We start from the raw sequence: 20,056 nt of genomic DNA, 5'->3' as shown, positions 1-20,056 counted from the left end.
CGCCTCCCGCTTTCCGGGCTGGCCCGACAAAAAGCAGCCGCTCAGGTCCAGCCTCAACTCTTGGCGCCCACCACCCGCAGCGCCGGACGCTTCCTGCGGCTGCCGATGCGGCCGGCCACCGGCGCGTCGGCCCGGCTGTCGGCCTGTTCCTTTTCGGCAAACAGCCAGTCGACGAACAATTGCACGATAGGCGCCGAACGCATCTCGTTGCGGCAGACGACGTAGAAATCATCGACCGCCGGCACCGACAGGCTGAACGGCGCCACCAGCAGGCCCCTGGCGAGCAGCATGCTGGCGGTGACGGAATCGCCGAGAGCCACGCCATGTCCGTGCACCGCGGCTTCGATCGCCGTACGGGCGTCGCCGAGATGGTGGCGGCGGCCACGTTCGAGGTCGAGCCCATCGGCGGCGGCCAGCCAGGTGTGCCATTCGCGGCCATCATCGCCATGCAGGATGACATGGCCAGCAAGATCCCGGCAGATGCGGAGCGGCCGGTTGTTGATCAGCGTCGGGCTGACCACCGGGAACAGTTCGAGGCCCGACCATTTGCGCATCCAGCAATCGGTCCAGCTGCCGTCGCCATAGAGCACGCAGACATCGACCTGTGGGGCGCGGATGTCCTTGGGGTCGTTGGACGGGATCAGCGTCAACCTGATATCAGGATATTGCGCCATGAAGCTGCCGAGCCGCGGCGTCATCCACAGAAGCAGCAGCGCCGGCACGCAGGAGACCGACAGCGTACCGGCGCTGGCTGGCCTGGTCATGCGCTGGGTGGCGGCGGCGATGCCGTCGAAGGCGGTCGAGACCGCCGGCAGCAATTCGGCGCCGTGCGGGGTGAGCTTTACCCGCTGTCCGGTGCGTTCGAACAGTTTTACGCCGAGTGATTGCTCGAGCGCCTTGATCTGGTGGCTGATTGCGCCGTGGGTGACGTTGAGCTCACTCGCCGCCTTGGTCAGCGAGGCATGCCGCGCCGTCGCCTCGAAGGCGCGCAAGGGATTCAAGGGGGGCAGACGCTTGGCCATGAGCAACCGGATACTCTGTGAGATTTTCTCACAATCAGCACCGTAACAATATCAATTGATTTTTCAATGCGGCTGCCGGACACTTTGGCAGGTCAACAGCATCAATGACGTGAAATCTACAGGCAGCCAGCGGGACAGCGACCCGGCCGGATGATGGTCAGTTCGCAGATGTCGCCACGGCCGCATGCATCAGCCCGCAGGAGGAGACCGACATGGGTTATGACAGAGGCAAGCTGGAAGCCTTGCGCCGCAAGTATGGCGAGAGCCATGGCGGCGAGATGTTCGACCCGAAGTTCCGCAAGGTCGCGGACAAGATCTTCTCCAAGAGCGGCACAAGGCTGGCGCCCTATGCCGGCATCCCCACCTTCCTCGCCGCGCCCTACCGTGAAATCGCTGCCGACAATCCGGATTTCGGCGATTTGCAGGTGGCGATCATCGGCGTGCCGATGGATCTCGGCGTCACCAACCGGCCCGGCTCGCGCTTCGGGCCAAGGGCGCTGCGCGCCATCGAGCGCATCGGCCCTTACAATCATGTGCTGGAATGCGCGCCGACGCATGAGCTGCGCGTCGCCGACATCGGCGATACGCCGTTCCGCAGCCGCTACCGGCTGGAGGTCAGCCACGAAGATATCGAGCGCCGCACCAACCAGATCGTCGATGCCGGCGTGCTGCCGCTCTCGGTCGGAGGCGACCACTCGATCAGCCATCCGATCCTGAAGGCGGTCGGCAAAAAGGCGCCGGTCGGCATGATCCATATCGACGCTCATTGCGACACAAGCGGGCTGTTCGACATGACCAAGTTCCATCATGGCGGACCGTTCCGCAACGCGGTGCTGGACGGCGTGCTCGACCCCACCCGCACCATCCAGATCGGCATCCGCGGCTCGGCGGAGTATCTGTGGGAGTTCACCTATGAATCCGGCATGACGGTCGTGCATGCCGAAGAGGTGACGGGTCTCGGCATCCCGGCCATCATCGAGAAGGCGCGCAGAATAGTCGGCGACGGCCCGACCTACATTTCCTTCGACGTCGACAGTGTCGATCCGGCCTTCGCGCCGGGTACCGGCACGCCGGAAATAGGCGGCCTGACGACGCGCGAGATGCTCGAACTGCTGCGCGGCTTGAAAGGTCTCAACATTGTCGGCGGCGATGTCGTCGAGGTGGCGCCGCAATATGACGCGACCACCAACACCGCCCATGTCGGCGCCCAGGTCCTGTTCGAGATCCTGAGCCTGATGGTGTTCAGCCCGGCGATCACCGGCAAGGGGGCCTGACGGATTTCACATGCAAAGGCGGCCGCCGCGCTGGAGCCGGCGGCCGTTTCCAAAACAAACAAGCTTCCAGAAGGGGAATACCAATGACAATCCATATGAAATCAACCATCGCCGCTGCGCTGATGCTCGCCGGCCTCGGGTTCGCCTCCCAGGCCAATGCCGACGCCGTCGACGACATCACCAAGGCCGGCGCCATCAATGTCGGCATCTTCTCCGACTTTCCGCCCTTCTCCTCGGCCAGCGCCGATATGAGCATCAAGGGTTACGACGTCGACGTCGCGCAGGCGATCGCCGATTCACTTAAGGTGAAGCTCAATCTGGTCAGCGTCACCGGCCAGAACCGCATCCCGTATCTCACCGACAAGCGCGTCGATATCCTGATGAGCGTCGGCTATTCCAAGGAGCGCGAGGAGGTCATCGATTTCGCCGCCGCCTATGCGCCCTATTACATCGCCGTCATCGGTCCGGCAGCGCTTTCGATCAAAGGCAAGGAAGATCTCGCCGACAAGTCGATCGCCGTCAATCGCGGCACGCTGGAGGATACGTCGCTGACCGAAGCGGCGCCGGCATCGGCCGACATCAAGCGCTTCGACAACTACAATTCCGTCATCCAGGCCTTCATCTCCGGCCAGACCCAGCTGATGGTGGTCGGCAATGATGTCGGCGCCCAGGTGCTGGCCAAGCAGGACGCGCTGAAGCCGGAGCAGAAGTTCCAGCTCTTGACCTCGCCTTCGCATATCGGCCTCAACAAGAAAGAGGACCGGCTGAAGACGGCGGTCAACGACGCGGTTGCCAAGATGCTGGCCGACGGCAAGCTCGACGAGAGCTCGAAGGCCTGGCTGAAGACGCCGCTCAATCCCGACAACCTCAAGGATTGAGTTCTCGTGGCCTTTGCCTGGCTCCCAGGTGCTGTGGGCGACATCGCGCGCGGCGCGGCCACGACGATCCTGTTGATCGTCGTGACCACGCTCGTTGGCACGCTGCTCAGCATCCTGGGCGCTGCCGGCCGGCGCAACGGCCCGGTATTCGTGAAGCGCGCCATCGCGGTCTATGTCGAGGTGATGCGCAACACGCCGTTCCTGGTGCAGCTGTTCTTCATCTTCTTCGGCCTGCCCAGCCTCGGCATAAGGCTCGATCCGATCCTGGCCGCCATGCTGGCAATGACGCTCAACATGGCGGCCTACACGATTGAAATCGTCGGCGCCGGCCTCGATGCCGTGCCCGGCGGACAGACGGAAGCCGCCTTGGCACTCGGGCTTCGGCCACGCCAGGTGTTTGTGAAGATCGTGCTGCCGCAGGCGCTCAAGGTGATCTACCCGGCGCTGACCAGCCAGATCGTCATCATGATGCTGGAATCGGCCGTGGTGTCGCAGATCGCCGTGCGCGAGCTGACCTATGAGGCCGACATGCTGCAAGCCCGCACCTTCCGGTCCTTCGAAACCTATTTCGTCGTGACCCTGGTCTACCTCGTCCTGTCCATGGCCTTGCGCCGGCTGCTGGTCACAGGCGGGCGCCGCGTGTTGGGGGCAGGTGTCACATGATCGAATTCACCTTCTGGGACATCGTTCGCAATCTGCTGCTCGCCGCCCGCTGGACGGTGCTGTTGTCGCTGGCGGCCTTTGTCGGCGGGGCGGTGGTAGGGCTGATCGTGCTGTTCTTCCGCATCGCAGAGAATAAATGGAGCCGGCGCATCGCTTCCGGCTACATCGCCCTGTTCCAGGGAACGCCGCTGTTGATGCAGCTGTTCCTGATGTTCTTCGGCCTGCCGGTGCTCGGCCTGCGCATCGAACCATGGACGGCAGCGGTGCTCGGCCTGACCTTCTTCGCCAGCGCCTATCTGGCCGAGATCTGGCGCAGCGGCGTCGATGCGCTGCCGCGCGGGCAGTGGGACGCCGGCGCCAGCCTAGGCCTGCACCGTCTGCAGGAGCTCAGGCTGATCATCCTGCCGCAGGCGTTCTCGATCACTAGGGCGCCGATCGTCGGCTTCCTGGTGCAGTTGATCAAATCGACGGCGCTGACCTCGATCATCGGCTTCGAGGAGCTGGTCAGAACCTCCAACGCCATCAACAACGCCACCTTCGAACCGTTCAAGGTCTACGGGCTGGTGGCGCTGATCTTCTTCGTCATGTGCTTTCCACTGACGCAATACGCCCGTACGCTCGAACAACGAGCGGCGGCCCACTGACGCCAGGCGGCGACAGTGCGTGAAGGGAACCTGCCGGAATAGAACGGCATCAACTGAGGAGAAACCAGATGAACAGACTGATCGGAAAATCCCTGACACGGCGCGGCGTGCTTGGTGCGGGCCTCGCTACAGCCGGCGTGCTCGCCATGCCGTCGATCCTGCGCGCGCAGGACAAGTCGCTGAAGGTCGGCGTCTATGGCGGCTATTTCAAGAAATCCTTTGACGAGCACGTCTTCCCAGATTTCACCAAGGCCACCGGCATTGCAGTGGAATCGGTCGCCGAGCCGACCGGCGAAGCCTGGCTGGTGCAGCTCGAACAGGCGTCCAAGGCAGGCCAGGCGCCGGCCGACCTTTCGATGATGTCGCAGACCTCGACGCTGAAGGGCCAGTCGACCGAATTATGGACGCCGCTCGATACGTCGAAGTTCAAGCACTACAACGACCTCTTGCCGCGCTTCGTCAACAAATATCCGGATGGCCGGGTCGCCGGCATCGGCGCCGTCGCCTGGTGGATCACGCTGGTCTCCAACACCGATGTCTACAAGGATGCGCCGACCTCATGGGAGACGCTGTGGGACAAGGCCAATGAGGACAAGCTTGGCCTCCTGGCGCTTGCCTCGAACTCGTTCCTGCTCGAAGTGACAGCCAAGACCTTCATGGGCGGCACCAATGCGCTCGACACCGAGGACGGACTGAACAAGGCGTTCGAAAAGCTCGCCGAGCTCAAGCCGAATGTCCGGCTGTGGTATCGCGACGAGGCGCAGTTCGAGCAGGCGCTGAAGTCGGGCGAGATCCCGATGGGCCAGTATTATCACGACGTCACCGGCCTCGCGGTCGCCGACGGCTTCCATGTCCGCTCGACCTTCCCGAAGGAAGGCGGCATCCAGGATTCCGGCAATTGGGTGCTGTCGCGCGCCTCGACCAAGGTCGACGAGGCGCATGCCTTCATCGACTATATGAGCCAGCCGTCGATGCAGGGCCTGATGTCGCGCAAGGTCGGCACCACGCCGACGCTGAAGAAAGAGGTGCTCGACCTCAAGCCGGAAGAGTTCGCCGCGGTGTCGTCGGATATCGACCCGATCATCCCGCGCTACGACCTCTATACGTCGAAGGCCGACTGGATCAACCAGAAGTGGACCGAGCTGATCGTCGGCTGAGCCGTTCGATCCGTCTGAACCACAGCGGCCGCCGGGATAGTCCGGCGGCCCCTTAGCAAACCCTCCAAGGGATGAGCATGTCCGGACTAGACATCAACGCCGTCACCAAAAAATTCGGCAACTTCGCCGCCGTCGACAATGTCCAGCTCAACGTGCCGCATGGCACGTTCGTGTGTCTGCTCGGCCCGTCGGGCTGCGGCAAGACCACGCTGCTGCGCATGATTGCCGGACTTGAGGAGCCGACCAGCGGCGCCATCGTGCTCGACGGCGAGGACATCACGCCTTTGCCGACGCACAAGCGCAATCTCGGCATGGTGTTCCAGTCGCTGGCGCTGTTTCCGCATCTCTCCGTCGGCGACAACATCGCCTATGCGCTGCGCATTCGCGGCGCCTCGAAGGAGGAGCAGAAGAAACGCGTCGACGAGTTGCTGGGCCTCATCCATCTGACCGGCTTTGCCGACCGTCCGGTGGCCAAACTGTCGGGCGGTCAGCGCCAGCGCGTGGCAATTGCGCGGGCCTTGGCGCTGTCGCCGAAACTGTTCCTGCTCGACGAGCCGCTGTCGGCGCTCGACGCCAAATTGCGCGAGGCCATGCAGGTGGAACTGCGCCAGTTGCAGCAGCGGTTGGGCATCACCACCATCGTCGTCACCCACGACCAGCGCGAAGCCATGACCATGGCCGACCTGGTCGTCGTCATGGGCCACGGCAGAATCCTGCAGGCGGCGCCGCCGATCGAGATCTACCGCAAGCCGGCCGACGCCTTCGTCGCCGACTTCATCGGCATCACCAATCTGCTGCCGGCCGAGATCGACAGCACCGGGCGTACCACCATTCTGGGCACAGCCATTCCAGGTCTTGCCATGCCGGCGGGTCAGACCAAAGCGTCTGTTTCGGTCCGCCCGGAGGACGTGCATCTGGGCAGCCCCGGCGGCTCGGCCATTACCGGAGAGGTGAGCTTCGTTCGCGATCTCGGCGGCACCATCGAGACCTTCGTCGACGTCGGCGGCACCAGCATCATTGCCGTGACCACGCCGCGCGAACGGCATGACGTGCCGGTCGGCGCCCAGGTCGGCGTAACGCTGCCGCCCGGCAGCTGCGTGGTGCTCGGCGCATGAGACGCGAGGCTCCGAAGTCGCTAGCCGACTACACGCCGCTGTTCTTTCCGGCGCTGATGCTGATCGTCTTCTTCGTCGTGCCGTTCTCGACGATGATCGCGGTGAGCTTCTTCAAGCGCAATCCGTCCGGTTTCTACACGCCGGATTTCGTGTTCGACAATTACGCCCGCTTCCTGTCGGTATTCTTCGGCGGCGTGCTCGGCTTTTCACTGATGCTGGCGGTGCTGGTCGCCGTCTGCTGCGTGGCCATCGCCTTCCCCTTCACCTACCTCCTGACCCGCCGGCCGCGCCGCGTGCAGACGCTATGGCTGGTCGGCCTGTTGTCGGTGCTGTCGCTGTCGGAAGTCATTATCGGCTTTGCCTGGTCGACGCTGTTTTCGCGCACGGCGGGCATCACCAATCTGTTCGTGGCGATCGGGCTGATGGACAAGCCGGTGGCGCTGCTGCCGACCTTTGGCGCGGTGCTGACCGGCATGGTCTACCAGGCGCTGCCCTATACGATCCTGGTGCTTTACCCCGCTTTGGTCCGCCTCGATCCGACTCTGTTAGAGGCCGCGCGCACGCTCGGCGCCTCGCCTATCCGGGCCTTCTTCAACGTCGTCGCGCCGGCGCTGCGCAACACCATCGTGGCGACGCTGATCATGGTCTTCGTCTTTGCGCTCGGCTCCTATCTGCTACCGCAGATTCTGGGACGGCCGCAGCACTGGACGCTGTCGGTGTTGATCACCGACCAGGCGATCTACCAGTCCAACATGCCGTTCGCGGCCGCAATGGCGGTGTTCCTGGTGCTGATCTCGCTGGCGCTGGTCGGACTGACGCTGCTCGTCGGACGCCGGGAGAACGCCCTATGACCGCGACCTTGCTGCGCCGTGTCTATTTCACCATCGTCGCTTTGTTCCTGGCGGCGCCGCTGATCGTCGTCGCCGGCGTGTCGGTGAATTCGCGGCAGGAGCTCTCCTTCCCGCCGGTCGGCTTCTCGCTCGCCTGGTACGCCCAGATCTTCACCGATCCGGAATGGCGCCTGGCGCTGATCCATTCGGTGACGCTGGCCGTCTGCTCGGCGGCGATTGCCGTGGCGGTGGCGCTGCCGCTGGCCTGGTTCCTGTGGCGGCGCATCGCGCCCTGGGCAAACATCTTTCAGGTGCTGGGGCTTGCCCCCTTCATCCTGCCGCCGGTCATCACAGCGCTCGGCTTCCTCTCCTTCTGGGCGACGGTCGGGCTGTTCGGCCAGTTCTTCACCGCCATCATCAGCCACGCCATCTTCTTCGTGACGCTGCCGCTGGTGACGCTGTCGCTGGGCTTTGCCTCGATCGACCGCTCGCTGGTAGAGGCCGCCGCCACCATGGGCGCCGACGACCGCACAGTGCTGAAAACCGTGGTGCTGCCGTTGATCCTGCCCTACCTCGTCTCGGGCTACGCCTTCGCCTTCGTCTTGTCGCTCAACGAATACATCGTCGCCTACATGACGATCGGCTTCACCACCGAGACGCTGCCCATCAAGATCTTCAACGCGCTGCGCTATGGCTACACGCCGACCATGGCTTCGGTGTCGGTGTTCTTCGTCGCGGTGGCGGCACTGGTGTTCGGCTCGATCGCCAGGTTCGGCGATATTCGCAGATTGCTCGGCGCGATGTCGTCCGACGGGAGCTGAGCGCAATCATTTGTAACAGCACCCCTCGATCGCGTCGCCTGTACGGGCCGTCCCGGCCCAGGCCTGCTTGATCTTCAGCGATATGGCTGGTGCGGCGAAGCCGGTGTGCACCAGCCATTTCGCAAGTCTAGCACATGGTGCGGCACCGCCGTCATGCTGCCCCTTTCCAGCGCAGGAGGCGCATGGCATTGGCCGTCACCAGCACGGTCGCGCCGGTATCGGCCATGATCGCCGGCCACAGGCCGGTGATTCCCAAGACCGTGGTCACGAGGAAGACGGCCTTGAGGCCGAGGGCCATGGCTATGTTCTGTTTGATGTTGGCCATGGTCGCCTTCGACAGCGCAATCATCGCGGCAACGTCGCCGACACGGCCATGCAGCACCGCTGCATCAGCGGTTTCGAGAGCCACGTCAGTGCCGCCGCCCATCGCAATACCAACATCGGCGGCCGCAAGGGCTGGCGCGTCATTGATGCCATCGCCGACCTTGGCCACAATGAGGCCGTCTCCCTTCAGCTCTCCGACAATACGCTGCTTGTCTTCTGGCAGTAGCGCGGCGCGGACCTCGATGCCGAGTTGCTTGCCGATCGCGGCAGCTGTCCGCTTGTTGTCGCCCGTCAGCATGATGGTCTTAATGCCGGAATCCGTCAGCGCCTTGAGACCAGCGAAAGCGTCCGGGCGCGGTTCATCACGCATTGCAATGGCGCCCGCCACCTTGTTGTCGACGAGGACGACCGAAACGGTTTTGCCTTCGTCATTGAGCGCGGCGATTTGAGACTTTTGAACCTCAGTGAGCTTCGCCGTATCCTCGGCCGCCTGTGGCGATGCAAGGAAAACTTCGGTGCCTTCCACGTTCGCCTTGACCCCCTTGCCACCTAGAGCCTGCGCTTTGGACGCGGCCGGAGCCTGAACCTTGTCTGCAGACGCCTTTGCGAGGACGGCGATGGCAAGCGGATGGCTTGAGCCGGTCTCCAAGGCGGCAGCAAGACGCAGCACTTCGGCCTCCGATTTTCCGAAAGAAACCACGTCGGTGACCTGGGGCTTGCCCAGCGTGAGCGTGCCGGTCTTGTCAAGCGCCACGGCGGTGACCTTGCCGAGAGCCTCGAGGACCGCCCCGCCCTTCATCAGTAGGCCGCGCTTGGCGCCAGCCGAGAGCGACGCGGCGATTGCCGCCGGGACCGAGATGACCAGGGCACAGGGGCAGCCGATGAGCAACAGGGCGAGGCCTTTGTAGATCCATTCGTTCCAGTTGCCGCCGAAAACGAGAGGTGGAACCACGGCCACCATCGCGGCCACGCCGACCACAGCAGGCGTGTACCAGCGCGAGAAGCGGTCGACGAACCGCTCAGTTGGCGCCTTGCTCTCCTGGGCTTCCTCGACCAGCTTGACGACGCGCGCGATGGTGTTATCGGAGGCAACGGCGGTGACCTTGATGCGCAAAACAGCGTCGCCATTGATGGTGCCGGCGAAAACCTTGTCGCCGACGCATTTGCGCACCGGCACGCTCTCGCCTGACACCGGGGATTCGTCGATCGCGCTCTCACCCTCGGTGATCTCGCCATCGGCGGGAATCCGGTCACCCGGCCGCACCATGATCATGGCGCCTACTTCAAGGCTTTCGGCCGGCACCTCGCGCGTCTTGCCGCCCTTTTCAATGAAGGCCGTTTTCGGGACCAGCGTGGTCAGCGCTTGAATGCTCGAGCGCGCCTTTCCGGCGGCAACGCCCTCGAGAAGCTCACCGACAAGGAACAGGAAGACCACAGTGGCAGCTTCCTGGCCGGCGCCGATAATGACCGCACCGACGGCCGCTATGGTCATGAGCATTTCGATGGTGAAGGGAATGCCTGCGACGGCGGCCATGACGGCCCGTTTGGCGATAGGCACCAGGCCAACCAGCATGGCCGCGATAAAGACCCACACCCCGGACGCCGGCCACACATAGTGAATGGCAAACGCAAGGACCAGCGCCGCGCCGCTGGCGATCGTCAGGCGACCCTTGGGACTCTTCCACCACGGCCCCGAGGTTGGCGCGCGGTCGTGCCCGTGAAGGCCCTCTATTCCCTCCTCGCGGTCATCTTGACTTTCGCTGACCTGATCGTGGCTGGCGTGAGCATGGCCCGCATGGTAGTCGCCCGCATCGTCGTGGTCATTGTGATGGTGCTCTGCCCCGTCCAGCCCGACCTTTCCCTTTACCTTGAGTTCGGCAACCGTGTAGCCGAGGCCAGTCACCTTCTTTTCAAGTTCGGCGAGGTCACTCTCGGGCGTGTGCCTGACCGTCATGGTGCCGGCGGTGACGGACACGCTGACATCTTCGACGCCAGGGATGCGACGTACCGCCTTATCGATTTTGGTGGCGCAACCGGCACAATCCATGCCTTCGACGCGATAACGGGTTTGTGCTTGAAGCGCGGTCATAACATTCCTCTTGTATCGTTTGACTGCGACGCTACATCCTCTAGCGACTAGAGGAGCAAGCGAAATATGCTGAATGGGGTGACCATTGGCGAAGCCGCCCGCCAAAGCGGCGTGAAAGTACCGACCATTCGCTATTACGAGCAGATAGGGTTGCTTGCCGCGCCAGCGCGAAGTGACGGCAACCGCCGTCAATATGAAGGTGGCGACTTGCGCCGGTTAGCGTTTATTCGCCATTCCCGCGAACTGGGCTTCGATATCGAAGCGATCCGCACTCTACTTGATTTGCAGGATAACCCTTTACAGCCTTGTGCAACGGCTGACGCCATTGCCCAAGCACGGCTCGCCGACGTTGCGCAGCGTATCCGCAGCTTGAAAGCCTTGCAGGCCGAGCTCGAGCTGATGGTTGAAGGCTGCCGCCATGGTAGAGTCGGCGAATGCCGGGTGATCGAGGTTTTGGCCGACCATGATCAATGTCGACACGAGCACAAATGTTTGCGTATTTAAGTGCTCCATGTGGCCACCTTGGTCTCCATTTCCAACAATGGGAAGACCTCGATTGCGACTGACGCAATTTCAGGAGTTCCGCCGTTGAAGTACTCTGCCAGGGGCGTTTTCGCATGGTCCGCTATTTAACCTGCGCGTCGCAAGCCGACCGGCAGCTTTCGGCCCAAAGCGATACCAGACATCTGCTCTGCAGTGACTGCTTCGGGCAGTTGGCGGACCGCTTGGTTCGCCGTCAATGCCTGAAGACGAGCGGCGGTGCGATGCGGTCCCGCCGCAGCCAGCGCGCGAGCAGCAGCACCGCCACCACGGCCAGACCCGACGCCAGGCCGATCCAGATGCCCACGCCGTGCAGGCCGAAATGGAAGGCGAGCAGCACGCCGAGCGGCAGGCCGATGCCCCAATAGCCGATGGCGGCATAGATCATCGGCAGCTTGGTGTCGTGCAGGCCGCGCAGCATGCCGGCGGCAACGGCCTGCGCGCCGTCGAAGATCTGAAACAGCGCGGCAAAGGCCAGGAACGACACGGCCAGCGCGATCACCCTGGCGTTCGCCGGATCGGTCATGTCGATGAAGGCGCTGATCAACAGATGCGGCCACAGCACCATCACCAGCGCCATCAGCGCCATGGACGAGACGCCGATGACGAAGGCGGTCCAGCCGGCGCGCGAAACGCCTGCCGGATTGCCTGCGCCATGGGCCAGCCCGACGCGCACGGTGACGGCCTGGTTGAGGCCGAGCGGCACCATGAAGGAGATCGAGGCGATCTGGATTGCGATGGCGTGCGCGGCCAGCGAGTCCGCATCGATCAGGCCCATCAGCAGGGCTGCCGCGTTGAAGATCGTCACCTCGAAGGCGAGGATGCCGGCGATCGGCATGCCGAGCCGCAGCAGACCCTTGAAACGCGGCCAGTCGGAGCGCCAAAAGCGGCCGAACAGGCGGTAGCGGCGGAACTTCTTCTCCAGCATCACCACGGCTGCCAGGCCGCAGAACATCAGCGTGCTCGACAGCGTGGTCGCCAGCCCCGAACCGGCAATGCCCATCGAGGTGACGCCGAGATTGCCGAACATGAACACCCAGTTGAAGAAGGCGTTGCAGGCGACGGCGACGAAGACGATGATCAGCGCCCAGCCCGGCCGCTCCAGCGCCGAGATGAAGGAACGCAGCACGATATAGCCGTAGAAAGGCAGCACCGCCCATTCCAACCAGCGCAGATAGATGCCGGCCTGATGCGCCAATGCCGGCTCTTGGCCCATGGCAAGCAGAATGGCCTCGCCATGCCACAACACGACCCAGATCGGGATCGAGATCAGGATCGCCAGCCACAGGCCTTGGCGCACGGTGCGGCGCAAATCGCGCACCGAATAGCGCCGGCGGCCAAGCTCGGTGGCGATCATCGGCGAGGTCGCCAGCATCAGGCCGAGGCCGAAGATCAGCGGCATGAAATAGAGGTTGGCGCCGAGCGCGCCGCTGGCCAGCGTATCGGCGCCCAGACGACCCATCATCATGACGTCTGTGGCGGTCATCGCGGTCTGGCCGAGATTGGTGAGCACCATCGGCCAGGCCAGCGCCAGCGTCGCCCTGATTTCCTGACGCCAAAGATTTTCCGGCGCACGAGCGCCGGCTTCGATCGCAGACATTGTCCTGCTCTTTCCGGTTGCGGCGCGTCGGCAACGAGGCCGGAAGCCGCACTTCCAAACGGCAAAACCTTCGGTTTCGCGGCGTTTGCGTCGTTCTATTGGACGAAATGCGACATGAAGGCAAGGGACGACGGGCAGCCGGCGATTGAGCCAGAGGCGGGAACCATTCCTACCGACCGCCCTTGGATCAACCGATGCTTTCGCCGCCGTCGATCACCAGCGCCTGGCCGGTCATGAAGGATGAGCGGTCGGAGACGAGGAACAGGATCGCTTCGGCGATCTCTTCGGCGCTCGCCCAGCGCCCCATCGGAATCCTGGTGCGGACATAGGTTTCGATCGCCTCGCGCCCGCCCATCTGGGCGATGAACGGCTCGTTGAAAGGCGTGTCGACCCAGCCCGGGCAGAGCGCGTTGACGCGCACATTGTGCCGGGCATAGTCGAGCGACATCTGCCTGGTCATCGCCACCACCGCATGTTTCGACGTCGCGTAGGCGATCATCTCGCGGTCGTAGAACACGCCGGAATTCGAGGCCGTGTTGAGGATGACGCCGCCGCCTTGCGCGACCATCGCCGGCATGGCCAGCCGCGCGGACAGGAACTGCGCCCGTACATTGATGCGCCAGGACGCATCCATGCCATCGACCTCGACCTCGGTCAGCGTGCCGCCGACCTGGATGCCGGCGTGATTGTGCAGGATGTCGATGCGGCCATACTTGCCGAGCGTGCCGGTGATGAGCTGTCCGACCGCCGCGTCGTCAGAGACGTCGGTGACAATCGCCTCGGCCTGCCCGCCCACTGCCCGGATGTCCGCCGCTGTCGTCTCGCCGCTGGCCTTATCCCAGTCGGCGATGACCACCACAGCGCCTTCCCTGGCCATGATCATGGCGCCGGCGCGGCCGATGCCGGAACCGGCGCCCGTCACCACGGCGATGCGGTCTCTAAGGATCATGAATTTGTCTTTCAGCTGGATGGCTTGTTCAGTTTGACGGCTGGCGCTGGCGCAGTTGCCATTGGGCAAGCACCACCAGAAGAACCGAGGCGACGAGCACGATGGTGGCGATGGCGTTGATTTCCGGCGTCACGCCGCGCCGGATCGAGGCGAAGACATAGATCGGCAGCGTCGTCTGCGCGCCGGCGACGAAGAAGGCGACGATGAAATCGTCGAAGGAGAAGGTGAAGGCGAGCAGGAAGCCGGCGATCATCGCCGGCATGATCTGCGGCAGCACGATCGAGCGAAACGTCGTCAGCGGCGTGGCGTAGAGATCGCTCGAGGCCTCGACCAGGTTGCGGTCGAGGCTGGCGAGACGCGTGCCGACAATCATCGTTACCAGCGCCATCGAAAACAGGCCATGCGCGGCGATGATCGATCCATAGCCGAGCGACAGGCGTGGCGGCTGGTCGTTTGGCCAGATCGAGGCGAGGAACGGGTTGAGCACGCCAAACAACTGGACCAGCGCGACGAGCGTCGAGATGCCGATGACGACGCCGGGAACGACGATCGCGGCACCCATCAGCGCGTCGAAGACGGCGCGGGTTCTGAGCCCCACCCGCGCCAGGCCGAGTGCCGCCGCCGTGCCGCACACCGCCGCCAGAAGGGCGCTGGTGGTGGCGATGAACAGGCTGTTCTTCAACGCCTCGACCAGGAACGGGTTCGACAGCGCCGTGCCGTACCACTGCACCGAAAAGCCGGTGAACTCGCTGGCATGGCGGCCGGCGTTGAAGGAAAACAGCACGACCAGCGCGATCGGCAGATAGAGAAAGGCGAAGACGGCGGTGACGAAGGCGCGCATCAGATCAGATCCACCCTGCGGGCGCCCGACACCCGTGTCGAGATACGGTTTGCCGCGATCAGCACCACCACCGAAACCGCCACCAGCGTGATGGCGATGGCCGATCCGAACGGCCAGTTGCGCGACTGCAGGAACAGGTCGACCAGCGCATTGCCTATGAAGAACACCTTGCCGCCGCCAAGCAGCGTCGGGATCAGGTATTCGCCAAGCAGCAGGATCATGACCAGTGAGAAGCCGGTCATGACGCCCGGCAGCGACAGCTTCAGCGTCACCCCCAGAAAGGTTGAGAGCGGGGTCGCGCCGAGATCGGCGGAGGCTTCCAGCAGCCTTCGGTCGAGCCGCTCGAGACTGACATAGATCGGCAGGATCATCAGCGGCAGATAGCCATAGACGATGCCGAGCAGCACGGCGCCCGGCGTGTTGATCAGCCTGACATCCTCGATACCGACAAAGGCCAGCAGCGCGGGAATGCCGCGTCCGCCCAGAATGTACATCCAGGCATAGGTACGCATCAAAAGGCTGGTCCAGAACGGAATGACGACGAGCGCAAGCAGGATCAGCCGCCAGCGTTGCGGCGCCTTCAGGGCAAGGTAGTAGGCGACGGGGTAGGCGACGAGCAGGCAGGCAAGCGCGCCCACCGGCGCCAGCATCATCGTGTTCCAGAAGGCAGTCGCCCGCGCCGGGAGGTTGGCATATTGCGCCAGCGTGAAGGCGGCCTGGTAGCCGCCCTCCGGCGCCCGCTCGCCGACGCTGAACACGGCAATGGCGACGAACGGCAACACCAGAAACACCACCAGCCACGCTGTAGCCGGAGCGAGCAGCAGCGCTGTCAGGATGTTATACCGAAATCTGTTGCCGTGCATGGAAACCGCCCCGATGCCGGCGGACATAGGCCCACCGGTTTCCGTTTGCGTCAGGCCGGCCTCAAGCCGACTTGAAGCGCGCCATCAGCTCGGCGCGGCCGGGATCGGTCAACGTCGCCGCCGCACCGAATTCCAGCGGTGTCAACAGGTCGGCCGCCGGATAGAGGATCGGATTGTCCAGCACTTCCTTGGGCAGCAGCTTGTTGACGCGTGCGTCGGTCGACGGCGCGCCGTTGGCCAGATGCTCCTTCACAGCAACCTCCGGGGTCATCAGATAATTGAGCAAGGCATAGCCGGCCGGCTTGTTCGGCGCGTCCTTCGGGATGGCGTAGAAATCGGTCCAGATTTCGCCGCCCTCCTTGCCCAAGACATAGGCGATCTCTGGAATATCGCGATGCAGCTGTGCGCCATCATTCGTCCAGCACATGGTCATCCAGGCGTCGCCCGCCCGCATGCCCGGCTGGTAGTCCGAAGAGACCGCGAACAGATGCGGCTTGACCTTGAGCAGCAGTTCCTCGGCCTTGGCGAGTTCGTCCTGCTTCAGCGAGTTGAAGGAATAGCCGTAATATTTTAGCGCGTTGCCGATGGTGGTCAGCTGGTAATCATGCACCATGGTGCGGCCATCACCCTCAGCCATGGCGACGTCCCAGAATTCCTTCCAGCTGGTCATCGGCTTGGCCAGCTTCTTGGTGTTGACGGCAAAGCCCGTGGTGCCCCAGTTCTTCGGCACCGCGTAGGTCGTGCCGTCGATCGTGCCTTCCGAGGTGAAGCGCGGGTCCTCCTGGGAGCCGTCGAAATTCGGCAGCTTGGCCATGTCGAGCGGATCGATGATGCCGAGTTTCTTGTAGGTCGAGATCGTGTAGTTGGTCGGCACGAACAGGCTCCAGCCCGAGGCGCCGGCCTGCAGCTTGGCAAGCATCTCCTCATTGGAGCCGAAGACGTTGACCTCGACGGCGACGCCGGTGTCCTTCTTGAAATTCTCGAAGGTCTGCGGGTCGTGATAGTTCGGCCAGGTGGCGATCGACATGCGGTCGCCGAGGTTTTCGGCGGCGAAGGCCGGCGTCGGCATGATGCCGAGCTCGCGCGCCATCACCGCGGTCGCGATGCCAAGGCCGGTGAGGCCGAGGAAGTCGCGGCGGCCGATCGAGCCGCGCTTCAGGCGCATCAGCTGGTCGACGAAGTTCTCAGGGCTTATCGGCAGTCCGTCACGATATGATTTCGACATTTTTTGCTACCCTCTGGTTGGTCCCGTTGTTCTTGGTCTCCGGAAACGCCAGCGGCGTCCCGGAGGCAAAGCCGATGGCGACGGGTTCACCCGGCTTGAAGAGATTGCCGTGGCCGATCACATGGTCGGCCTTGGCCAGCAGCGTTCCGATGCCCTGCACCTCGACGGCGTATTCCGCCGTCGAGCCCAAGAAGATCCGGTTGCGCACGATGCCCTTGAAAGGGCTGCCTTTGGTGGCGCCGAGGCTTAGCGATTCAGGACGCAGGCTGACAGAAACGGTCTCGCCCTGCTGCAAGGCGGTTCGTTTGCGCGCGGCAATGACGGTTCCGTCCGCCAGCGCCACATTGACAAGATCGCCTGTATGCCCGGCAACCTTGCCGCTCAACAGATTGGTCTTTCCGACGAAGTCGGCGACGAACGGGTCGGCCGGCTCGTCATAGATCTCGCTCGGCTGGCCGAGCTGGACGATACGGCCGCCATTCATGACGCAGACGAAATCGCTCATCGACAGCGCTTCCTCCTGGTCGTGGGTGACCAGCACGAAGGTGATGCCGATCTCGCGCTGCAGGTTCTGCAATTCGATCTGCATGTCGGTGCGCAGTTTCTTGTCGAGGGCCGCCAGCGGCTCATCGAGCAACAGCACCGCCGGCTTGTTGACCAGTGCGCGCGCCAGCGCGACGCGCTGCTGCTGGCCGCCGGAGAGTTCGTGGATCTTGCGGCGGCCATAGCCGGCGAGCCGCACCATTTCGAGCGCCTCGCCGGCGCGCCGGCCGATTTCCTGCGACGACAGGCGCGGCCGTGCCTGGCGCAGCCCGTAGGACACATTGGCTTCGACATCGAGATGCGGAAACAGCGCGTATTGCTGGAACACCATGTTGACCGGCCGACGATAGGGCGGCGTTCCGGCCATGTCCCGGCCACGGATGAACACCTGGCCTTCGCTCGGCTGCTCGAAGCCGCCGATCATGCGCAGGCATGTGGTCTTGCCGCAGCCGGACGGTCCGAGAAGGGCGACAAAGGCGGAGGGCGGCACAGCGAGATCGATGCCGCTGACGGCGGTCACAGCGCCATAGCGCTTGGTGACGCCGCGAAACTCGATGTCGGGCACTGCGGTCAAAGTGCTGGCTCCAGCAACAGGGCTATTCCAGGACGCTACCAGAGCCAATGGCGCCTAGTATATACCTCGCTGGTGGTATATCTGATCTATTTTCTCGTTTAAGGGGGTATAGATTGAGTGCGTCCCGCAGCGACGAATACAGCCGGCTCGCAGCCCTTGTCGCGGCGACACGGGAGACGAGCGGCGACCTGTTCGGCAAGGCAATGGTCGGCTGGTTGAGCCAGCATGTCGGCTTCGACCACTGCGTGATCTTCGGTTACCGCGGCGCTTCGCGGCCGCCGTTGCTGTTCGAAACCTTCTCGCCTGACGAGAGCCATGTCTTCGTCACGCTTTATCAGGAAGGGCCTTACCTGCTCGACCCGTTTCATCACGCGGCGGTGGAGCGCAAGGAGGGGTTCTGGCGCATGCGCGAACTGGCGCCCGACCGCTTCTATGCCAGCGAGTATTTTCGCACCTACTACAGTCAGACAAGGCTCGCCGAGGAGGTCGGCTTCTTCGTGCCGCTGCCCGGCAAGGATGCGCTGGTGCTGTCGCTGATGCGATTGCACGCCTCGGGTCCCTTCGGCACCGCCGATGCCAGGCTGCTGCGCGACATGGCGCCGGCGGTCATCAACTTCGCCCGGTTGCGCTGGCCCGCACTTGCGGCCGAGGAGCAGGACGAAGCGGAGCAGGGCGAGACGATCGCCGCCGTCAACGAGTTCGACCGCGCCCACATTTGGGAAAGCCTGTCGCTGACCCCGCGCGAAAAGCATGTCGTCGATCTGGTGCTGCAGGGGCATTCCACCGAGTCGATCGCGAGAGCCATGCGCATCGTGCCGGGAACGGTGAAGGTTCATCGCCGCAACATCCACCGCAAACTCGGCATCAAATCCCAGGCCGGGCTGTTCGCCCGCTTCATCGAGATCATCGAGAGCCGGCGTTGAAATCGCTGAGGCAGACATCGTTCACTTGCGGGCGACAGACTGCTACGGATTACCCGAAACCAGTCGCTTCCTCATACGCCCCGGAGAGCAGACGATGGCATTCAGGCGCAGAAAGAACACGGCCGCGATCCCTCGCACGGTGCCCGCTTTCGAGCACATCGTCACCGAGGCGAGCGACAGTTTCCTGTGGCGGCTCGACGACTATCCCTGGGAGCGCAATGTCTGGAATTTTCATCCGGAATACGAGATCCATCTCCTGAGGAAGTCTTCCGGGGTCGCGCTGGTCGGCGATCACATCGGCGAATTCGGGCCGGGCTACCTGAGCATCGTCGGCGGCGGGCTGCCGCATGACTGGGTGACATCGGTGCAACCCGGCGAGCTGATCGAAGGACGCGACATCGTGCTGCAATTCGATCCGCAGCGGCTGCGCGGCTCGGCGGGACTGCTGCCGGAGCTGCGCGAACTAGAACCGTTCCTGGAGCGATCGCTGCGCGGCATCGTCTTCCATGGCCGCGCCGCGCTCGACGGCGCTGCGCTGATGGAAAGGATGGGCACCGTGCACGGGCTCGTCCGGTTTTGCCTCTTCCTCGAACTGGTCGATCTGCTGGCCAGGACAGACGAATACGAGCTTTTGTCCTCGCCGGATTTCTCACCCGCGCTCGACGCAACCTCGCTGGACATCATCCAGCGCACGCTGACCTATCTCTTCCAGCACTTCGCCGAGGACCTGAAGCTGCCGGAGGCGGCGGAGCTGGCGGGGATGAGCGAAAGCACGTTTTCGCGCTTCTTCCAGAAAAACACCGGCAACAGTTTCAGCGACCACATCGCCAAGCTCCGGCTCTGGCAAGCCTGCAAGCTGCTGGCGGACACCGATATTCCGATCACCGACATCTGCTTCCAGGTCGGCTACATGAACATCTCCAACTTCAACCGCGCCTTCCTGCGCAAGCACCGGATGACGCCGTCATCCTACCGCAAGCTGTCGAAGCAGCGGATGACGATGCGCGCCTGAAAACCGGCCTTCCTCACTCCATCGGTACTCATGTGACAGAGGCCGTGCAGGCGAGCCGGATTTTGCAGCGCACAATGCATAAAAGTACAGGTCTGCTGCAACGGGGCTTCTAGCGCGGCCTTTAGCAACTCCTCATTTTGGCGATGGGTGGCTTGTCGCTCGGGCGATG

19 protein-coding genes are annotated in these 20,056 nt (G+C 63.5%); 11 read left to right on the top strand and 8 right to left on the bottom strand.

What is annotated here, in order from left to right; all coding sequences use genetic code 11:
- Positions 1-53 precede the first annotated feature (53 nt).
- The gene (gene gcvA / locus AC3CCE_RS14335; protein ID WP_023671280.1) at positions 54-1,022 is read right to left on the bottom strand and encodes a transcriptional regulator GcvA; all 969 of its coding nucleotides are present in this window, start codon (positions 1,020-1,022) and stop codon (positions 54-56) included.
- A 212-nt stretch (positions 1,023-1,234) separates the two neighbouring features.
- Here gcvA and speB point away from each other — a divergent pair, with 212 nt between their 5' ends.
- The 8 genes from speB (at position 1,235) to AC3CCE_RS14295 (ending at position 8,404) form a co-directional block, all read left to right on the top strand.
- On the top strand, positions 1,235-2,296 hold the full coding sequence (gene speB / locus AC3CCE_RS14330) for an agmatinase (RefSeq protein WP_352626421.1): 1,062 nt from the start codon (positions 1,235-1,237) through the stop codon (positions 2,294-2,296).
- Positions 2,297-2,379: 83 nt separating this feature from the next.
- Positions 2,380-3,174, top strand: coding sequence for a transporter substrate-binding domain-containing protein (locus tag AC3CCE_RS14325; protein WP_023703697.1), 795 nt, complete (start codon positions 2,380-2,382; stop codon positions 3,172-3,174).
- A gap of 6 nt (positions 3,175-3,180) precedes the next feature.
- Positions 3,181-3,837: an amino acid ABC transporter permease gene (locus AC3CCE_RS14320; protein ID WP_023683571.1), complete on the top strand. Its 657-nt coding sequence runs from the start codon at positions 3,181-3,183 to the stop codon at positions 3,835-3,837.
- On the top strand, positions 3,834-4,481 hold the full coding sequence (locus AC3CCE_RS14315; RefSeq protein ID WP_352626423.1) for an amino acid ABC transporter permease: 648 nt from the start codon (positions 3,834-3,836) through the stop codon (positions 4,479-4,481). Before AC3CCE_RS14320 ends, AC3CCE_RS14315 begins: the two co-directional genes overlap by 4 nt.
- A gap of 68 nt (positions 4,482-4,549) precedes the next feature.
- A complete protein-coding gene (locus AC3CCE_RS14310; protein ID WP_023671275.1) occupies positions 4,550-5,638 on the top strand; it encodes an ABC transporter substrate-binding protein in 1,089 nt (362 codons plus the stop codon).
- 77 nt (positions 5,639-5,715) lie between these two features.
- Positions 5,716-6,753 carry an ABC transporter ATP-binding protein gene (locus AC3CCE_RS14305; RefSeq protein ID WP_352626425.1) on the top strand — a complete coding sequence of 346 codons (1,038 nt, stop codon included), beginning with the start codon at positions 5,716-5,718 and terminating at the stop codon, positions 6,751-6,753.
- A complete protein-coding gene (locus tag AC3CCE_RS14300) occupies positions 6,750-7,604 on the top strand; it encodes an ABC transporter permease (RefSeq protein WP_023695891.1) in 855 nt (284 codons plus the stop codon). The genes AC3CCE_RS14305 and AC3CCE_RS14300 overlap by 4 nt, the downstream gene beginning before the upstream one ends.
- Positions 7,601-8,404, top strand: a complete 804-nt coding sequence (locus tag AC3CCE_RS14295) for an ABC transporter permease (RefSeq protein ID WP_023671272.1) — start codon at positions 7,601-7,603, stop codon at positions 8,402-8,404. The genes AC3CCE_RS14300 and AC3CCE_RS14295 overlap by 4 nt, the downstream gene beginning before the upstream one ends.
- 151 nt (positions 8,405-8,555) lie before the next feature.
- Here AC3CCE_RS14295 and AC3CCE_RS14290 read toward each other — a convergent pair whose 3' ends face one another.
- Positions 8,556-10,817: a heavy metal translocating P-type ATPase gene (locus AC3CCE_RS14290; RefSeq protein ID WP_352626427.1), complete on the bottom strand. Its 2,262-nt coding sequence runs from the start codon at positions 10,815-10,817 to the stop codon at positions 8,556-8,558.
- Between the two features lie 69 nt (positions 10,818-10,886).
- Between AC3CCE_RS14290 and AC3CCE_RS14285 the strand changes: the two genes are divergently transcribed.
- The gene (locus AC3CCE_RS14285) at positions 10,887-11,321 is read left to right on the top strand and encodes a MerR family transcriptional regulator (RefSeq protein ID WP_155921645.1); all 435 of its coding nucleotides are present in this window, start codon (positions 10,887-10,889) and stop codon (positions 11,319-11,321) included.
- Positions 11,322-11,553: 232 nt separating this feature from the next.
- On the opposite strand, the gene AC3CCE_RS14280 is transcribed toward AC3CCE_RS14285, so the two are convergent.
- The 6 genes from AC3CCE_RS14280 to AC3CCE_RS14255 all read right to left on the bottom strand — a co-directional run bounded on the left by AC3CCE_RS14280 (position 11,554) and on the right by AC3CCE_RS14255 (position 17,952).
- Entirely contained in the window at positions 11,554-12,957 is a 1,404-nt protein-coding gene (locus AC3CCE_RS14280) for an MATE family efflux transporter (protein ID WP_352626429.1), read from the bottom strand.
- Between the two features lie 187 nt (positions 12,958-13,144).
- On the bottom strand, positions 13,145-13,906 hold the full coding sequence (locus tag AC3CCE_RS14275) for an SDR family NAD(P)-dependent oxidoreductase (RefSeq protein WP_352626431.1): 762 nt from the start codon (positions 13,904-13,906) through the stop codon (positions 13,145-13,147).
- A 28-nt stretch (positions 13,907-13,934) separates the two neighbouring features.
- Positions 13,935-14,747: an ABC transporter permease gene (locus AC3CCE_RS14270; protein WP_352626433.1), complete on the bottom strand. Its 813-nt coding sequence runs from the start codon at positions 14,745-14,747 to the stop codon at positions 13,935-13,937.
- Positions 14,747-15,610, bottom strand: coding sequence for an ABC transporter permease (locus AC3CCE_RS14265; protein ID WP_023693099.1), 864 nt, complete (start codon positions 15,608-15,610; stop codon positions 14,747-14,749). The genes AC3CCE_RS14270 and AC3CCE_RS14265 overlap by 1 nt, the downstream gene beginning before the upstream one ends.
- Positions 15,611-15,671: 61 nt before the next feature.
- Positions 15,672-16,835: an ABC transporter substrate-binding protein gene (locus AC3CCE_RS14260; protein ID WP_023683578.1), complete on the bottom strand. Its 1,164-nt coding sequence runs from the start codon at positions 16,833-16,835 to the stop codon at positions 15,672-15,674.
- Positions 16,816-17,952 carry an ABC transporter ATP-binding protein gene (locus AC3CCE_RS14255; RefSeq protein WP_352626436.1) on the bottom strand — a complete coding sequence of 379 codons (1,137 nt, stop codon included), beginning with the start codon at positions 17,950-17,952 and terminating at the stop codon, positions 16,816-16,818. Before AC3CCE_RS14255 ends, AC3CCE_RS14260 begins: the two co-directional genes overlap by 20 nt.
- A 113-nt stretch (positions 17,953-18,065) precedes the next feature.
- On the opposite strand from AC3CCE_RS14255, the gene AC3CCE_RS14250 reads away from it, so the two are divergent.
- Positions 18,066-18,875, top strand: a complete 810-nt coding sequence (locus tag AC3CCE_RS14250) for a helix-turn-helix transcriptional regulator (protein ID WP_352626438.1) — start codon at positions 18,066-18,068, stop codon at positions 18,873-18,875.
- A 94-nt stretch (positions 18,876-18,969) separates the two neighbouring features.
- Positions 18,970-19,887 (top strand): AraC family transcriptional regulator, encoded by a 918-nt coding sequence (locus AC3CCE_RS14245; protein ID WP_352520607.1) that lies wholly within the window; start codon positions 18,970-18,972, stop codon positions 19,885-19,887.
- Positions 19,888-20,056: the final 169 nt, after the last annotated feature.

Source organism: Mesorhizobium sp. P160187 (assembly GCF_057766425.1).
This window is presented reverse-complemented; position numbering and strand designations above follow the sequence as displayed.

Excerpts from the sequence above, each read along its gene's own strand:
- AC3CCE_RS14305 (WP_352626425.1), top strand. The coding sequence starts at position 5,716 with ATGTCCGGACTAGACATCAACGCCGTCACCAAAAAATTCGGCAACTTC.
- AC3CCE_RS14265 (WP_023693099.1), bottom strand. The coding sequence starts at position 15,610 with ATGCACGGCAACAGATTTCGGTATAACATCCTGACAGCGCTGCTGCTC.
- AC3CCE_RS14300 (WP_023695891.1), top strand. The coding sequence starts at position 6,750 with ATGAGACGCGAGGCTCCGAAGTCGCTAGCCGACTACACGCCGCTGTTC.
- speB (WP_352626421.1), top strand. The coding sequence starts at position 1,235 with ATGGGTTATGACAGAGGCAAGCTGGAAGCCTTGCGCCGCAAGTATGGC.
- AC3CCE_RS14290 (WP_352626427.1), bottom strand. The coding sequence starts at position 10,817 with ATGACCGCGCTTCAAGCACAAACCCGTTATCGCGTCGAAGGCATGGAT.
- AC3CCE_RS14310 (WP_023671275.1), top strand. The coding sequence starts at position 4,550 with ATGAACAGACTGATCGGAAAATCCCTGACACGGCGCGGCGTGCTTGGT.
- AC3CCE_RS14245 (WP_352520607.1), top strand. The coding sequence starts at position 18,970 with ATGGCATTCAGGCGCAGAAAGAACACGGCCGCGATCCCTCGCACGGTG.
- AC3CCE_RS14275 (WP_352626431.1), bottom strand. The coding sequence starts at position 13,906 with ATGATCCTTAGAGACCGCATCGCCGTGGTGACGGGCGCCGGTTCCGGC.
- AC3CCE_RS14295 (WP_023671272.1), top strand. The coding sequence starts at position 7,601 with ATGACCGCGACCTTGCTGCGCCGTGTCTATTTCACCATCGTCGCTTTG.
- AC3CCE_RS14260 (WP_023683578.1), bottom strand. The coding sequence starts at position 16,835 with ATGTCGAAATCATATCGTGACGGACTGCCGATAAGCCCTGAGAACTTC.
- gcvA (WP_023671280.1), bottom strand. The coding sequence starts at position 1,022 with ATGGCCAAGCGTCTGCCCCCCTTGAATCCCTTGCGCGCCTTCGAGGCG.
- AC3CCE_RS14280 (WP_352626429.1), bottom strand. The coding sequence starts at position 12,957 with ATGTCTGCGATCGAAGCCGGCGCTCGTGCGCCGGAAAATCTTTGGCGT.
- AC3CCE_RS14270 (WP_352626433.1), bottom strand. The coding sequence starts at position 14,747 with ATGCGCGCCTTCGTCACCGCCGTCTTCGCCTTTCTCTATCTGCCGATC.
- AC3CCE_RS14315 (WP_352626423.1), top strand. The coding sequence starts at position 3,834 with ATGATCGAATTCACCTTCTGGGACATCGTTCGCAATCTGCTGCTCGCC.
- AC3CCE_RS14325 (WP_023703697.1), top strand. The coding sequence starts at position 2,380 with ATGACAATCCATATGAAATCAACCATCGCCGCTGCGCTGATGCTCGCC.